Raw genomic sequence first — 14934 nt, 5'->3', positions numbered from 1 at the left:
CTTGGGGTGGAAAAAATCGTTCCGACGCGCAGACGCGCATCGACTGGATTCCTGTGACAAGAACAGGAATGAGGGCCGCTTGGTTGAGCCGTTTTGCCCCTATGCCCACTTTATTCATCTCATTTTTCTCGTAGGCCAATCCCATGACTCACAATTGCGATCCGGCGCTTTACAGCGCGTGGCCGGAGAGGCCCGCTTATGGAAGCGAGTGCGTGATGGACACCGCGCCCGAGACAAAGTCGCTGGCCGACAAGCTGGCCGCCGAGGATGCGGCGCGTAACGGCGAGCTGCGGCAGATGCTGAACGAGCTGACGGTGGAGATGCGCGATCAGTTTCACATGTATCGCAACCTGCGTCAGGCGAGCGAGGCGGCATTGCTGGCGGCGGCGGAAGACGCTTCGGGCAAACAGGCGCGCGCCGATGTGAAGGCCGCGACGGACCAGCTTTCGGTGGTCGTCCGCACGCTGGAGAGGATCGATGTCCTGCAAAGGCTTCTGGCGGAAGAGCGCGCCGCGCTTTCCGGAGAGGATGACACCGATACCGAAGATTACGAAGCTGCGGTGGCGCATTTCCTCCAACGTATCGACGAACTGGCCGAGCAGAAATGCCGCGCGAGGATGGAGGCGGAAAGTGCGGTTACGGACGAGCCCCGCAACTCCGTCATGCCTGCCCTTGAGGCGGGGGTGACGTCGGGACTGTTGAAGACTACCCAATGAACATGAAGCCGAAGGCCGAGGAGGCGGGACCAGATGACGAACTTCTCGCCCGACCCCCGTCTGCAGGAACGGGTCCATACCCTTCTGCGCGACTGGCGCTTCATCGGCAACCTGCCGCAGCAGCCGCCTGAGGGAGACTGGCGGACGTGGCTTCTGATCGGCGGGCGTGGCTCCGGCAAAACCCGCGCCGGCGCGGAATGGGTGCACAGGATTGCGTCCGCCGCGCAACATTCGGATCTGCGCATCGCGCTGGTGGCGGAAACGCTGGGGGATGCCCGTGAGGTGATGATCGACGGTATCTCCGGCATCTGCCGCATTGCCCGCCGCCGCCGCCCTGCTTTCGAAGTGTCGCGCCGCCGTCTCGTCTGGCCGAACGGCGCGATGGCGCAGGTGTTTTCGTCTGAAGACCCTGAAAGCCTGCGCGGACCGCAATTTCACATGGCCTGGGCCGATGAACTCGGAAAATGGAAATATCCGCAGGAAACCTGGGACATGCTGCAATTCGGCCTGCGTCTGGGGGAGGCCCCGCGGCAACTGGTAACGACGACGCCACGGCCCATTCCGCTCCTGAAAGCGCTTCTCGCCGACCCCTCAAGCCGGGTGGCGCGGATGCCGACGGCTATGAATGCACAAAACCTGTCGCCCGGTTTCCTGAAAGCCATGCATGACCGCTACGGCGGCACCCGGCTGGGACGTCAGGAAATCGGCGGCGAGCTGATCGACGAGCGCGAGGGCGCGCTGTGGAAACGTTCCGACCTGGAAGCGATTGTGGAGGCGGCGCATGAGCCGCTGGTACGGATCGTGGTGGCGGTCGATCCGCCCGCCGGGGTGGGGGAGAATTCCTGCTGCGGCATTGTCGTTGCGGGGCTCGGCATGTCCGGCAGACTGGTGGTGCTTGCGGATTGTTCGGTGGAAGGCGAAACGCCGGCCGGCTGGGCGCGCGCCGTGGTCGCTGCCGCCCGTCACCACGAGGCCGACCGGGTGGTAGCCGAGGTCAACCAGGGCGGCGAGATGGTGCGGGCGATGCTGCAGAGCATCGACGCCGACCTGCCGCTGACGCTGGTGCGGGCAAGCCGGGGCAAATTCACCCGCGCCGAGCCGGTGGCCGCACTTTACGAACAGGGCAGGGTGCGCCACGCCGCACGGTTTGAAAAGCTCACCGACCAGATGACGGATTTCGGACCCGGCGGCTTGTCGTCAGGTCGTTCTCCGGACCGGCTGGATGCGCTGGTGTGGGCGATAACGGCATTGACGACGATGGTGGTGAATGAGCCGAGGGTGCGGGGGATGTGAGGTCGGCAATTGTTGGCCCCGTGAATGAGAGCCATCGCCTGTCGAACGATTGGGTGCCGCTTGTTTCTTCTCCCCGCCGGGGAAAAGGTCGCGGCAGCGGGATGAGGGGGTACGGTAGAGATATGCGGAGAGGTTACCCCCTCATCTGACCCTTCCGGCCATCTTCTCCCCGGCGGGGAGAAGAAATTCGCGGTGCCGTCATCGCCCATGATCGGGCGTCTGGCAGGTCTTATTTCTTCGGAGATTGCGCCGGCTTCGGCTGGGTGCCGGTTTCGCGCATCTGGCGCCACTCGTTTTCGAGACGGTCATAAACGGTCTGGGGGATTGTCGCTGTCATGGTGGCATTCCTCCTTGAATGGTCAACGCTGCGGAAGTGCGCGGTGAATGGAGTTAGCGCTCCAAGGTTCCCGAACTCAAGGAATTTTTTACCCCAAAACCCCGGCCTGCGGATTAAAATCGATTAGGTTTTTTTCAAATCGATTTAGTCCTGACGGCCGTCATGTGGAAAAACCGGGCGTTACATCGCCCCCGATTTTCAGGAGCCGGCTATGGCCTATGACGAGGCGCGATTCTTCGCGTCGGCGCGGATTTCCATCTTCGGCGGCCGCCTGCGCGCCACGCAGCTTGCCGGCACGAAGACCATACTTGCCGGTTTCGAGAAGGCCATGCCGGACGGCGACACGCGCTGGCTGGCCTATATGCTGGCCACCACCTTCCACGAGACGGCAGCGACCATGCAGCCGGTGCGCGAGACATTGGCGGCTGGCGATACGGAGGCGATCGCAAGGCTCGACCGGGCTTTTGCGGCGGGCAGGCTGCCCATGGTGCGCAAACCCTATTGGCGGCCGGACGCTGAGGGCAAAAGCTGGCTTGGGCGTGGTTTCGTGCAGTTGACACATCGCCGCAATTACGAGGCGATGTCGCGCCTGACCGGTGTGGATCTTCTGGCCCGCCCCGAGCGGGCCATGGAGCTGGATGTGGCGACGACGATCCTGATCTGCGGCATGGCATCCGGCAGTTTTACCGGCCGCAGTCTCTCCGATTTCTTCAGCGCAGAACGCGAGGATTGGGAAGGCGCGCGCGCCGTCATCAATGGCAGCGACCGGGCGCGGCTTGTCGGGGATTACGGGCGGGCATTTCATGGCGCCCTTGTCGCAGCGCGGATTGAACCGGGGCGGGCCAGATGATAACCCGTTACTCGGCGCCCCAAAGGCCGAATTCGAATTTTGCATGACAGGTGACACCGTGATCCGCCATATCGTTTTTTTCACCGTTCCCGAGGAAAACCGCGACGCCGTGCGCAAGGGGCTTTCCGGGCTCACCGCCATACCGCATTCGCTGAAGCTGGAAATCGGCGAGAACGTGAAGAAGGACCAGTGGGGCAACTCGGTCGACTTCATCGTCTATGGCGAGTTTGAAAACGAGGCGGCGCTGGCGGCCTACAAGGCCGATCCCGCTTATGATCTTTCCACCCGTACGGTAAAGCCGCTGCGCGAGACCCGTGTTGCTGCCGATTTCAACAGCGATACCGCGGTGAAAGCGCCTATCCGTTAAGTCTCGTCAAGATCCAAGCCCTCCACCCTCATTCCTGTGCCTGTCACAGGAATCCAGCCGACGCGCGTCTGCGCGGCGAGAGAAGTCCTTTCAACCCAGAGACTTGGGCTGAAAGGACAAGCACAGGGATGAGGGCCTAGCGGGAAACCGAGCCCGCATTAAAACAAGGACAATTCCATGCGATTTCCGTTTTCCCTGCCGTGGCGGCGCCCGGCGGATGGCAGAGCCGTGCCTGAACGCAAGACGGCGACGGGCGGTTTCATGGCGGTGGCGGCACAGGGCGGACAGGCCTTCTGGTCGGGCCGTTCCTATGCCGCACTTGCCCGCGAGGGCTTCATGAAAAACCCGGTGGCGCACCGCGCCGCCCGCATGGTGGCGGAAGCGTCCGCGTCGGTCAGCTGGCTGCTTTACGATGGCGATGAGGAGATAACCGATCATCCCCTGCTGGCGCTTCTGGCCAAGCCGAGCGCCCACATGGGCGGGCCGGATTTCTTCGAGGCGCTTTATGGCCACCTGATGCTTGCCGGAAACGCCTATATCGAGCCGCTGCTGATCGCCGAACGCCTGCGCGAACTGCATCTTCTCAGGCCCGACCGGGTCAGCATCATCGAGGGGTCAGACGGCTGGCCGGTGGGCTACGACTACCGTGCCGAGGGCCGTGCTGCTCGGCGCATCTCAGCCGAACGGGACGGGCTGGGCCTGCTGCACCTGAAGCTGTTCCATCCGCTCGACGACCGGGCGGGTTTTGCGCCACTTGCTTCGGCGGGCGCAGCACTTGATCTGCACAATGCCGCAAGCCATTGGAACAAACGCCTGCTCGACAATTCCGCCCGGCCTTCCGGCGCGCTGGTCTACCAGCCGAAGGAGGGCGGCAATCTTTCCACCGAGCAATATGAACGGCTGAAGCGCGAACTGGAGGAAGGTTATCAGGGCGCGATGAATGCCGGCCGGCCGCTTCTTCTGGAAGGCGGGCTCGACTGGAAGGCCATGGGGCTTTCGCCGCGCGACATGGACTTTCTGGAGGCGCGCAACGGTGCGGCGCGGGATATAGCGCTCGCTCTCGGCGTGCCGCCGATGCTGATCGGCATTCCCGGCGACAACACCTATGCCAACTACCAGGAGGCCAACCGCGCCTTTTATCGTCTCACCGTGCTGCCGCTTGTTTACCGCACGGCGGCAAGGCTCTGCGGCTGGCTTTCGCCAATCTTCGGCGCCGGGCTGCGGCTGGAACCGGATCTCGACAGGATCGCCGGGCTTGCCGGCGAGCGGGACGCGCTGTGGACGCGCATCGGCGCTGCATCGTTTCTCTCCGACGAGGAAAAGCGCGAAGCTGTCGGCTATTGATCGCGCCGCAGCGGGATCGCCCCCCGGTTTCCTGCTCAAGCATTTTCTGAAGTCGCGGACTCTCTTTCTGAGAACTTCCGCCCAAGCGATTCTGAAGATTCGTGAAATCACCCGTCGCAGACGCGCAAAGAACGCCTGCGGGCGACGCGGTGCGTCTGCCCGATTGCAACATCCTAAACCGGAATGATTACTCATGTCTGAATTCGCCAATGAGGCCGGAATCTGGGCCGCCCGCATCACCGGCGCCGTGGCGGGCGCGGGTGTATCGCTCGTCTATCTGCTGCCGAAAAGCAAACGCGAAGCCGCGAGCCGGTTCATCACCGGGGTCTCCTGCGGCATGATTTTCGGCGGTCCCGTGGGGCTGTGGATCGTGCAGCAGCTTGACATTGCCGGCGCGCTTTCGGGCCGCGAGATCATGGTGGCGGGCTCGGCCGCCGCCAGCATGGTGGCCTGGTGGGGGCTTGGCCTCCTGGTGCGCGTGGCCGACCGTTACAACGCCCGTCCCCGCGCTTAGCCTCCACACGCCTCCCTTTCCCCATTGCAGGAGTTACCCATGCACGCCTATCGCGGGCCGCGTCCCGCCACGCGCAAATTCGCCAATCTGGAACTGCGCGGCATTACAAGTGACGGCACGTTTTCCGGTTACGCCAGCGTCTTCGGCGAGGTCGATCTCGGCCGCGACGTGATCGAACGCGGCGCTTTCCACCGCTCCATCGAGGAACGTGGCGCAGCCGGCATCCGCATGCTCTATCAGCATGATCCGGCCGAGCCGATCGGCGCATGGCGCACCATTCGCGAGGACGAGCGCGGGCTCTACGTCGAGGGTGTTCTCGCCCCCGGGGTCGCCCGCTCCCGCGAGGTGCATTCGCTGATGAAGACGGGCGCGCTGGACGGGTTGTCGATCGGTTTTCGCACCGTGCGTTCCAGTAGGGAGGCGCGATCCGGCAAGGCGGCTCGCACGGGCGTCAGGCGCATTCTGGAGGCTGATCTCTGGGAAATCTCGGTCGTGACCTTTCCGATGCTGCCGTCTGCACGGGTCTCTGACGTGAAGCATGCCCGCTTCTTCCGCGACCGCGAGACTGAACTGGTGCGCACCATGCGCCGCGCCGCGCGCTCGCTTTTCGACACTGCCGTCAAACGCTGACTTCCGACAAAAACTTCCGACAAACCACCTCCGACACAAGGATGGCGACATGACTGACCAGACCACCAAACCGGCCGCAACGACGGTCGCGCCGCAGGTGAAGGCCGTGCCCGACACGATGACGGCCGCCTTCGACGAATTCATGGAGGCCTTCGAAGCCTTCCGCGACACCAACGACCAGCGGCTTTCCGATATCGAGCGCAAGATGGGCGCTGACGTCGTGACCCGCGACAAGCTCGACCGCATCGACAAGGCGCTGGACGACAACCGCAGGATCATGGACGATCTGGCACTGAAGAAGGCGCGGCCCGCTCTCGGCCGCAAGGAAGCGCTCTCCCATGACGCGGATGAACACAAGGCCGCCTTCGAGGCCTATATCCGCCGGGGTGAGGAGGGGGCGCTGCGCGATCTGGAGGCCAAGGCCTTTGCCGGATCGACAGGTGCCGATGGCGGTTTTCTGCTGCCGAGCGAGACGGATGGCGAGATCGGCCGGCGCATGACGGCGATTTCGCCGATCCGGGCGCTGGCGACCGTGCGGCAGGTTTCCACCGCCGTGCTGAAAAAACCGTTTTCGCCCGGCGGGCTTGCCACCGGCTGGGTCTCCGAAACGGCGGCTCGCCCCGAAACCACGACGCCGAAGCTCTCCGAACTTTCCTTCCCGACCATGGAACTCTACGCCATGCCGGCCGCGACCCAGGGCCTGCTGGACGATGCGGCGGTCGATATCGAGGCCTGGATCGCTTCGGAAGTGGACATCGCCTTCGCCGAACAGGAGGCCGCCGCCTTCATCGCCGGCGATGGCGTCAACAAGCCGAAGGGTTTCCTCTCCTATACGGCCGTCGCCAATGACAGCTGGAGCTGGGGCAATATCGGTTATGTCGCGACCGGCGTGTCGGCGGGCTTTGCATCTGCCGGGCCGATGGATGTGCTGCTGGATGCCGTCTATGGGGTGAAGGCCGGCCATCGCCAGAACGGCAACTTCCTGATGAACCGCAAGACGCAAGGGGCGCTGCGCCGTTTCAAGGACACGACCGGCGCCTATCTCTGGCATCCGCCAGCCGCCGCCGGCCAGCCCGCTTCGCTGATGGGCTTTCCGGTGATGGAAGCCGAAGACATGCCGAACGTCGCGGCAAACAGCTTCGCCATCGCCTTCGGGGATTTCCGCGCCGGCTATCTCGTCGTCGACCGCACGGGCGTACGCATCCTGCGCGATCCCTATTCGGCAAAACCCTACGTGCTGTTCTACACCACCAAACGTGTTGGCGGCGGCGTGCAGAACTTCGAGGCGATCAAGCTGGTGAAGTTCGGGGTCAACTGACCGCAAACTTTGCTCCCCTTTTCTTCTCCCCGCCGGGGAGAAGATGGCCCGAAGGGTCAGATGAGGGGGCAAGCTCTCCGCATATCTCGACCCTCACCCCCTCATCCCGCTGCCGCGGACTTCTCCCCGGCGGGGAGAAGAAACAAGCGGCGACCGCTCGCACCATCATCAAGCGCGTGGGCGGCGGTGTGCACAATTTTGAGGTGATCAAGCCTGGGAAGTTCGTGGCGAATTGACCGCAGACCTTGCGGCCTTGTTCTTCTCCCCGCCGGGGAGAAGGTGGCCCGAAGGGTCGGATGAGGGAGCAAGCTCTCGGTCTATCGCTAACGTCACCCCCTCATCCTACTGCCGCGACCTTCTCCCCCTCGGGGAGAAAAAACAAGCCGCGCCCGCTCGCGCAATATGTGATTACCTGCATTCCTTTCCGGAGACCCCATGACCTATGCCCTCATTCATCCGCCGCAGGCGGAGCCGCTGACGCTTGCCGAGGTCAAGGCGCATCTGCGTCTCGACGCCGGCGAGGAAGATGCACTTTTCGCCGCACTGATCCGCACCGCCCGCGAGCATCTGGAACGCACAACTGGCCTTTGCCTGCTGCGTCAGACATGGCGGCTTTATCTCGACCGATGGCCGCCAGGCGACGTGATTCCGATTGGCAAGGGACCGGTGCAAGCCATCGAAACGATTCTGGTTTTTGATGGTCAAGGGCGCCCGACCGACATCACCGCCGCCGACAGATTGCTCGACGGCGAGACGCGGCCTGCAAGGCTGTGGCTGCGCGATCCGCCGGCTCCCGGACGGGCGATGAATGGCATCGAGATCGACTTCATTGCCGGCTACGGCGAGGCGGGAACGGATGTGCCCGACACGCTGAAACGCGCCATGCTGATGCATGTGGCCCAGATGTTCGCCTTTCGTGGCGCCGTCGCCCTGGAAAACCAGCCGGCGGGCGTTCCTGCCGGTTATGAGCGGCTGGTGTCGCCTTTCTGCCGTGTGGGTCTTTAAGCCATGAACCTAGTTTTTCTCGACCCCGGCAAGCTGACGGCACGGCTGGAGCTGGAAGTGCGCGCGCAAACGTCGGACGGGCAGGGCGGTGCTGCGGAAAGCTGGAATGTCCTGCGTTCGCTCTGGGCCGCAATCGAACCCGTATCGGATGCATCCCATGAACGCGCCTCGGCCGAGGGCGTGACGATCACCCACCGCGTCTGGCTGGCCCATCGCAACGACATTGCCGCTGGCATGCGCTTTCGCAAGGGCCGGCGCGTCCTGGCAATCCGCACGGTGATGGACCCGGACGAGACCGGCCGCTTCATCGTCTGCCGCTGCGAGGAGGAAAACCCGTGAGCGCCGCAAACCCGCTTCTGCAGGCGATTTTCGCAAGGCTTGGCAGCGACGCGGCGCTGACGGCGCTCATCCCCGGCGGCATTGTCGACCGGCTTTTACCGCGCGGGCTCTTGCCGTTGGTCGTCATCGCCGACCTTGAAAGCCGCGATTATTCGACCGCGACGGAAAAGTCCGAAGAGCATTTTCTCACTCTGGAAATCTGGAGCGATGCCAATGGCCGCAAGCGCGCGGCTGAGATCGCAGCGCGGGTGAAAATCCTGCTCGACGATGCGACCCTTCCGCTAAGCGGTGTCTCGCTCGTCGCTCTGCAATTCCTCTCCAGCCGCTCGCGGCGGGAGCCGAAGACGCGGAATTTCCTTGCGGAAATGCGTTTCAGGGCGGTGACGGAGTAATTCTGTTTCACGAACCCTGCTTGCGCACGGCTCTCCACAGGACGATCAGCAGCAGAAATGAAATGCCGATCAGTACCGAGGCGATAATCAGCATGGCCGATACCCCGCCACGATCCAGCGCCAGCGTGAAGATGATGGGAGCCACGGCAATGGCAAGGTTCTGCGGCAGCGAGATGCGCGCTGCCTGGAGGCCATATTGCTCGGGTGAAAACACCGCCAGCGGCAACACGGCCCGGCTGACGGTGAGCACGCCCGCGCCAAAACCGAAAAACACGATGAAGGCGATGAAAGCGGGCATGGCGGGCGCAAAAGCGAGCAGCAGCAAAAGCGATAGCAGCAGCAGACAGAAACCGATCATGGCCGTTACAAAAGGGTTGCCGTGTTTTCCAAGCAGGAAATCGAGCCCGCGCGCCGTAATCGCAAGCACGCTGCGCGCCGCTGCCAGCTGCACGGCAAGCGATTGCGATGCGCCCGCCTGCACCAGCAAAAGGGGCAGCAGCGGCGACAGGCCGAAGGTCGTGAAGGCGCTGATCGTCGTCATTGCGGCCAGCAGCAGAAAGGCGCGTTTTGTGTCGACAGGCGATGGCGCAATCGCGGCCGCTTCCCCTGACTTTGCGGTTTTACGGGCCGGGCGTCCCGGAAGGACGAAGACATAAAGAGGCAGAAGAACGAAGAGTTGCAGACAGGCGTAAGCGATGAGGGTGCCGCGCCAGCCGAAGTGCTCAGCCACAAGCGCGGTGAGCGGTAGGAAAACCGCCGCAGAAAGCCCGGTAAACAGCATCAGAAGCGTCAGCAACCGGCCGCTTTCCGCACCGACCCGTTCCACCACCGCGGCGTGCGCCGCTGTCGTCAGGCCGCAGGCTGCCGCAAAACCGATCACCGCCCAGCCGATGGCGTAACTTATGACGCCGCCCGCGAAGGCGAGCACGACGAAACCGGCGGTGAACAGCAACGAACCCGCCACAAGGACGGGCGCTGCGCCGCGGCGCACGAGCGTTCTTCCAAGATAAGGGCCGCACAACGCGCTGATTGTCATCATGACGGTGAGGCCTGCAAAAACGACCTCGTTTGCGATGGCCAGTTCCTGCCCGATCCGTGGCCCGAGCACGGCAAGCATATCGAAACCGCTGCCCCAGCTGACGATCTGCCCAACCGCAAGCACGCCGATAAGGCGCGCGCGGGACGTGAAGGGGGCAGCGTCGGACATGATGAAAATCGCGGGTGCGAGATGCGGGAATAGTTTTGGTAGCAGGCCCTTTGCGGCCCGGCAACATCAATCGAGACGACATCCATCGAAACGGCATTCATCGACACGAGAGGGAGAACACCATGGTGGCGCAGAAGGGCAAGGACCTGCTGCTGAAGATCAACAATGCCGGTTCCTACGTGACCGTGGCGGGGCTGAGGACCAAGCGGCTGGCCTTCAACGCGCAGGCCGTGGATATAACCGACGGGGAAAGCGCCGGTCGCTGGCGCGAGCTTCTGGCCGGCGCCGGCGTGCAGCGGGCGTCGCTGACGGCGTCGGGCATTTTCAAGGACCTGGCGAGCGACGCGCTGGTGCGTGGCGCGTTTTTCGCAGGCAGCATTCCGGGGTGGCAGATCGTTATTCCCGATTTCGGCACCATCACCGGACCGTTCCAGATCGTCGCGCTCGAATATTCCGGCCGCCACGATGGCGAGGTGCAATTCGAGACTGCGCTGGAATCGGCCGGTCTCCTGAACTTCGGAGCGCTGTGATGCCGCAAGGACTGCGTTACGGGCGCGCGAACCGCCATCGCGGCGAGATCGAGGCGCAGATTGACGGCGAAAGGCGCATCCTCTGCCTGACGCTCGGCGCTCTCGCCGAACTCGAAACCGCCTTTCAGGCTGATGATCTCACCGCTCTTGCCGAACGCTTTGCAGGCGGGCGCATGAAGGCCGCCGACATGATCCGTGTCATCGGCGCGGGGCTGCGCGGTGCGGGCAACCTGTTTTCCGATGAGGATGTGGCCTCAGCCACCGTGGATGGCGGCATCGCCGGCCACGCCGCCATCGTCGCCGATCTTCTGACCGCGACATTCGCCCGCCCAAGAGGAGAGACCCCGCCGGACCCTTGAGCGCCGCGGCAGGTGAGGCGGACGATGGCGCACCACGCCCGTTTCCCTGGGAGGCGGTGATACACACCGGCTTATGCCTGCTGCGGCTTTCCTCCGAAACCTTCTGGCGCCTGACGCCAAGGGAGTTTTTTGCAATGACGGGCGGTGCGCGCGCCATTTCCCGCACCATCGACCGTCTGGCGATGGAGACGATGATGCGGCGGTTTCCGGATGGGTAAGCAGGTCAGGGCACCTTTCGCGGGCGCCCGCCTTTTGCGCCATTGGCACGGCTGGCGGCAGCCTTGGCCTCCGAACGGGATTGCCCGCCCTTGCGCTGCGCCTCCATGAAAGACCGGCTGCCGAAGATGCCGTTCATCAACCCGCTAATCGTGTAGTCGATATCGAGACTTTCCCAGTGCAGTCCTGTCTCGCCGAGAAGCTCGACCTCGGCAAGCTGTTCTGCCGTGGCATTTTGCAGTCCTTCCAGCGCCCGCACCGGAAACATGAAACAGGCGCCATTGGTGAAATCGACGATGACACGGGCCGATGCCGCTTCGAAACGCACCGAAACCGGAACGGGGCGTTCTGCGCGTTCCTGTTGCCAGCGCTCGCGGGCGGCGGCCAGTTCGGCGTCGCTGACCTCAACCATGATAGTGCCTCCAGGTTTCAAGAAAGAGGGTCCTGTTTTCCTCGATTATATCGACAGCGCGCCGGACATCCCTGTCAGACATGCCGCCCTGCGTGATGACGGTGAGGTTTACGAGATCAATGCGCGCTTCACCCTCGCCATAAACATGGGCATGCGGCGGCTCGTGATCGGCCGTGTAGATGACGAAGCGCATCCCGTGCTGACGTAGAACCGTGACCATGAGGACTATAACCCAAGAAGTTAGGTTTTGAAAGAGTGTGCGATGAAGTGGCCCGTTTTTCGAAGCCGTTTCAGCATCATGCATTCCTCAGTTGAATCAGAAAGGCAAGCGCGATGGCAGGCGAAGGATCGATTGCGGAAAGCCGTGAGCAGGCGGAAGCGCTGGTGGATGTGATGGGTGATCTCGAGTGGCGCTCCGAGCGGTTCGGGACGGCGCTGACCTCCGCAATGCAGGCGGCGGTGACGGGCGGCAAAGGGCTGGATGATGTGTTGCGCGGGCTCGGGGAACGGCTGTCCGGCATGGCGCTTTCCGCCGGTCTGAAGCCGCTGGAGAACATGATCGGCAATGCTGTCGGCGGGCTTTTGAACGGTGGCGGCTCGCTCTTCGCCTTTGCCGACGGCGGCGTGCCGGGACGAAGCATCACGCCTTTTGCCGATGGCGGCGTGGTCTCCAGCCCGGCCTTCTTTCCGATGGGGGCAGGGCTTGGCCTGATGGGGGAGGCGGGGGCCGAGGCTATCCTGCCGCTGAAGCGAGGTTCAGATGGGGCTCTCGGTGTCGCCGCACCGGCCGGTGGAGGTGGCGCGCAGATCGTTTTCAACGTGACGGCGACGGATGCGGCGAGCTTCAGAAAAAGCGAAGGCCAGATTGCCGCCATGCTGGCGCGCAGCGTCGGGCGGGGCCAGCGCGGCTTGTGACGGATTGCCCCTCCTGCCTGTCCTCATTCATGTGCCTGTCACAGGAATCCAGCCGACGCGCGTCTGCGCGGCGAAAAGACTCACTTCAGCCCAAAGACTTGGGCTGGCTGGATCCCCTGTGACAGGCACAGGGATGAGGGAAAGCGAATGACGCAACTGCCCGACCTTTGAGTCGAGCGTGATCCTTCCATCTTTCCCAGACCATCAAAAAGAATCCAGGAACAACGACATGGCGGCATTTCATGAAGTGCGGTTTCCGCTGCGGCTCGCGCTCGGCGTGAGCGGCGGGCCGGTGAGGCGAACCGATATCGTCAACCTTTCCAACGGGCGGGAGAACCGCAACCAGCGCTGGAAGAATGCCAGGCGCGCCTATGATGCGGGGTCGGGCCTCCGCTCCGTTGCCGATCTTTACGAGGTGCTTTCCTTTTTCGAGGCGCGGCGCGGGGAGCTTTACGGCTTCCGGTTTCGCGATCCGGTGGATTTCAAATCCTGCCCGCCGGGCGCGGCACCCGCCGCGACCGATCAGAGGATTGGCACCGGCGACGGGGTGACGGCGGGCTTTCAGCTGGTGAAGACCTATGGCGATGCGGGTGGATCCTTCAGCCGGCGGGTGCAGAAACCGGTCGAGGCTTCGGTCGTCCTCTCCGTCGATGGGGTGAAAGCACTGCCGGCGGATTTTTCGGTCGATCATGCGACCGGCATGGTGACGTTTCGCGCCGGTCGGGTGCCGACAGCCGGTTCGGCGATCCGTGCCGGTTTCGAATTCGACGTGCCGGTGCGGTTTGCGATCGACCGCATCGACGTGAACCTGACCGCCTTCGAGGCGGGCCGCATTCCCTCCATTCCGCTGATGGAAATCCTGCCATGAAGATTGTCCCTCCCGCCCTTGCCGCGCATTTGAGTGGAGACGCCACAACCACATGCCATTGCTGGAAGGTGACGTTGAAGGACGGCGCGGCGATCGGTTTTACCGACCATGACGAGGCCCTTTCCTTCGCCGGTGTGACCTACCTCGCCGCAAGCGGTTTCGGGGCCAGCGACAGCGACAGCGAAACGGGGCTGGGCGCGAGTGCGGGCGAGGTGACGGGGGGCTTTTCGAGCGAGGTCATTTCCGAAAGCGAGCTGGCAGCCGGGCGTTTCGATGGCGCGAAGGTGGAGCTTTTCCTCGTCAACTGGCAGGCGCCGGAACAGCATGTGCTGCTGAACATGCGCGAGATCGGCGAGGTGACGCGGGCGGGCGGTGCGTTTCGCGCTGAACTGCGCAGCATCGCGCACCGTCTCTCCCAGCCGCAGGGCAGGGTCTATGGCCGGCGCTGCGATGCCGCCCTTGGCGACCGGCGCTGCGGTGCCGATCTGGCGCGGTTCACCGGCAGCGGCAGCGTGACGGGAGTGGATGCGGCGGGCAACCTTTCAGCCACCGGGCTTGATGCTTTTGCCGAAGGCTTCTTCAGCCGGGGAAAGTTGCGGTTTCTGACCGGTGGGCTCACCGGCAAGAGTTTCGATCTCGACGGGCATGAGAAGCGCGATGGCGGCACGCGTCTGTCCTTCTGGCTGGCTCCGGAACAGTCGCCGTTGCCGGGTGACGCTTTTTCAGTCATCGCCGGCTGCGACAAGAGTTTTCCGACCTGCAAGGCGAAATTCGCCAATCATTTGAATTTTCGCGGCTTTCCACATCTGCCGGGGGCGGATTTCGCCTATTCCTACGCCAGCGGCGGCCAGAGCCATGACGGCAAGGCGTTGTTTCCATGAAGAGCACCGGAGAAAGAGTGCTGGCGCTGGCTGAAGGATGGATCGGCACGCCCTATCGGCATCAAGCATCGTTGCAGGGCGTCGGCTGCGATTGCCTGGGTCTCGTCAGGGGCATCTGGCGTGCGCTTTACGGCGAGGAACCGGAACTGCCGCCGTCCTATGCGCCGGATTGGGCCGAACGCGGCGGAGAGGACCGGCTGATGGCGGCGGCGGAACGTTACTTTTCAGCGGTGCCGGATATGGGAGAGGCGAGGCCCGGCGATCTGCTGCTGTTTCGATGGCGAGCCGATGCCGCGGCCAAACATCTCGGCATTTTCGCAGGGCCTCAGCATTTCATCCATGCCTATGAACAGGCATCGGTGCTGCGGTCTGCGCTGGTGCCCGGCTGGAAGCGGCGCATTGCCGGCGTCTTCCGTTTTCCCGATCCCTGATATTTTTCCG

Annotated in this window: 21 protein-coding genes; 18 read left to right on the top strand and 3 right to left on the bottom strand. The window is 63.5% G+C overall.

What is annotated here, in order from left to right:
* Positions 1 to 143 precede the first annotated feature (143 nt).
* From OK142_RS04140 to OK142_RS04090, 11 genes are all read left to right on the top strand, one after another.
* A complete protein-coding gene (locus tag OK142_RS04140; RefSeq protein ID WP_498681205.1) occupies positions 144 to 716 on the top strand; it encodes a hypothetical protein in 573 nt (190 codons plus the stop codon).
* Positions 717 to 749: 33 nt separating this feature from the next.
* On the top strand, positions 750 to 2009 hold the full coding sequence (locus tag OK142_RS04135) for a DNA-packaging protein (RefSeq protein ID WP_498681203.1): 1260 nt from the start codon (positions 750 to 752) through the stop codon (positions 2007 to 2009).
* A 548-nt stretch (positions 2010 to 2557) separates the two neighbouring features.
* Complete coding sequence (locus tag OK142_RS04130; RefSeq protein WP_444759579.1) at positions 2558 to 3196, top strand: hypothetical protein; 639 nt, start codon at positions 2558 to 2560, stop codon at positions 3194 to 3196.
* 43 nt (positions 3197 to 3239) lie between these two features.
* Entirely contained in the window at positions 3240 to 3563 is a 324-nt protein-coding gene (locus OK142_RS04125) for a Dabb family protein (protein WP_003512096.1), read from the top strand.
* A 177-nt stretch (positions 3564 to 3740) separates the two neighbouring features.
* The gene (locus OK142_RS04120; protein WP_137037315.1) at positions 3741 to 4907 is read left to right on the top strand and encodes a phage portal protein; all 1167 of its coding nucleotides are present in this window, start codon (positions 3741 to 3743) and stop codon (positions 4905 to 4907) included.
* A 193-nt stretch (positions 4908 to 5100) separates the two neighbouring features.
* Positions 5101 to 5421 (top strand): DUF6107 family protein, encoded by a 321-nt coding sequence (locus tag OK142_RS04115; protein WP_003497097.1) that lies wholly within the window; start codon positions 5101 to 5103, stop codon positions 5419 to 5421.
* 39 nt (positions 5422 to 5460) lie between these two features.
* A complete protein-coding gene (locus tag OK142_RS04110; protein WP_498681200.1) occupies positions 5461 to 6051 on the top strand; it encodes an HK97 family phage prohead protease in 591 nt (196 codons plus the stop codon).
* A gap of 49 nt (positions 6052 to 6100) precedes the next feature.
* Positions 6101 to 7369, top strand: a complete 1269-nt coding sequence (locus OK142_RS04105; protein ID WP_498681198.1) for a phage major capsid protein — start codon at positions 6101 to 6103, stop codon at positions 7367 to 7369.
* A gap of 435 nt (positions 7370 to 7804) precedes the next feature.
* Positions 7805 to 8374, top strand: a complete 570-nt coding sequence (locus OK142_RS04100) for a head-tail connector protein (RefSeq protein ID WP_498681197.1) — start codon at positions 7805 to 7807, stop codon at positions 8372 to 8374.
* A gap of 3 nt (positions 8375 to 8377) precedes the next feature.
* Positions 8378 to 8713: a phage head closure protein gene (locus tag OK142_RS04095; RefSeq protein ID WP_498681195.1), complete on the top strand. Its 336-nt coding sequence runs from the start codon at positions 8378 to 8380 to the stop codon at positions 8711 to 8713.
* Positions 8710 to 9105, top strand: a complete 396-nt coding sequence (locus tag OK142_RS04090) for a DUF3168 domain-containing protein (RefSeq protein WP_498681193.1) — start codon at positions 8710 to 8712, stop codon at positions 9103 to 9105. The genes OK142_RS04095 and OK142_RS04090 overlap by 4 nt, the downstream gene beginning before the upstream one ends.
* Before the next feature lie 7 nt (positions 9106 to 9112).
* On the opposite strand, the gene OK142_RS04085 is transcribed toward OK142_RS04090, so the two are convergent.
* Positions 9113 to 10312 carry an MFS transporter gene (locus OK142_RS04085; RefSeq protein WP_498681192.1) on the bottom strand — a complete coding sequence of 400 codons (1200 nt, stop codon included), beginning with the start codon at positions 10310 to 10312 and terminating at the stop codon, positions 9113 to 9115.
* A 122-nt stretch (positions 10313 to 10434) separates the two neighbouring features.
* On the opposite strand from OK142_RS04085, the gene OK142_RS04080 reads away from it, so the two are divergent.
* From OK142_RS04080 to OK142_RS04070, 3 genes are read left to right on the top strand one after another with little or no spacing between them, the layout of a single operon-like run.
* The gene (locus OK142_RS04080; protein WP_003497085.1) at positions 10435 to 10842 is read left to right on the top strand and encodes a phage major tail protein, TP901-1 family; all 408 of its coding nucleotides are present in this window, start codon (positions 10435 to 10437) and stop codon (positions 10840 to 10842) included.
* Positions 10842 to 11201: a gene transfer agent family protein gene (locus OK142_RS04075; RefSeq protein WP_035242736.1), complete on the top strand. Its 360-nt coding sequence runs from the start codon at positions 10842 to 10844 to the stop codon at positions 11199 to 11201. The genes OK142_RS04080 and OK142_RS04075 overlap by 1 nt, the downstream gene beginning before the upstream one ends.
* The gene (locus OK142_RS04070; RefSeq protein ID WP_035242735.1) at positions 11198 to 11419 is read left to right on the top strand and encodes a rcc01693 family protein; all 222 of its coding nucleotides are present in this window, start codon (positions 11198 to 11200) and stop codon (positions 11417 to 11419) included. Before OK142_RS04075 ends, OK142_RS04070 begins: the two co-directional genes overlap by 4 nt.
* A 5-nt stretch (positions 11420 to 11424) precedes the next feature.
* On the opposite strand, the gene OK142_RS04065 is transcribed toward OK142_RS04070, so the two are convergent.
* Positions 11425 to 11829 carry a DUF2442 domain-containing protein gene (locus tag OK142_RS04065; protein WP_003497079.1) on the bottom strand — a complete coding sequence of 135 codons (405 nt, stop codon included), beginning with the start codon at positions 11827 to 11829 and terminating at the stop codon, positions 11425 to 11427.
* Positions 11822 to 12049 (bottom strand): DUF4160 domain-containing protein, encoded by a 228-nt coding sequence (locus tag OK142_RS04060; RefSeq protein ID WP_035242734.1) that lies wholly within the window; start codon positions 12047 to 12049, stop codon positions 11822 to 11824. Before OK142_RS04060 ends, OK142_RS04065 begins: the two co-directional genes overlap by 8 nt.
* A 113-nt stretch (positions 12050 to 12162) precedes the next feature.
* Between OK142_RS04060 and OK142_RS04055 the strand changes: the two genes are divergently transcribed.
* The 4 genes from OK142_RS04055 to OK142_RS04040 all read left to right on the top strand — a co-directional run bounded on the left by OK142_RS04055 (position 12163) and on the right by OK142_RS04040 (position 14924).
* Complete coding sequence (locus OK142_RS04055; RefSeq protein ID WP_498681187.1) at positions 12163 to 12744, top strand: phage tail tape measure protein; 582 nt, start codon at positions 12163 to 12165, stop codon at positions 12742 to 12744.
* Between the two features lie 229 nt (positions 12745 to 12973).
* The gene (locus OK142_RS04050) at positions 12974 to 13612 is read left to right on the top strand and encodes a phage distal tail protein, Rcc01695 family (protein ID WP_498681185.1); all 639 of its coding nucleotides are present in this window, start codon (positions 12974 to 12976) and stop codon (positions 13610 to 13612) included.
* Positions 13609 to 14493 (top strand): phage/gene transfer agent baseplate hub protein, encoded by an 885-nt coding sequence (locus OK142_RS04045; RefSeq protein WP_498681182.1) that lies wholly within the window; start codon positions 13609 to 13611, stop codon positions 14491 to 14493. The genes OK142_RS04050 and OK142_RS04045 overlap by 4 nt, the downstream gene beginning before the upstream one ends.
* The gene (locus tag OK142_RS04040; protein ID WP_498681180.1) at positions 14490 to 14924 is read left to right on the top strand and encodes a C40 family peptidase; all 435 of its coding nucleotides are present in this window, start codon (positions 14490 to 14492) and stop codon (positions 14922 to 14924) included. The genes OK142_RS04045 and OK142_RS04040 overlap by 4 nt, the downstream gene beginning before the upstream one ends.
* The last annotated feature ends 10 nt before the right edge of the window (positions 14925 to 14934 follow it).

It is taken from the genome of Agrobacterium sp. BT-220-3 (assembly GCF_025910175.1).
GTDB lineage: Bacteria > Pseudomonadota > Alphaproteobacteria > Rhizobiales > Rhizobiaceae > Agrobacterium > Agrobacterium oryzihabitans.
Note: the sequence above shows the minus strand (reverse complement) of the source record. Positions and strands in the feature narration are given on the sequence as shown.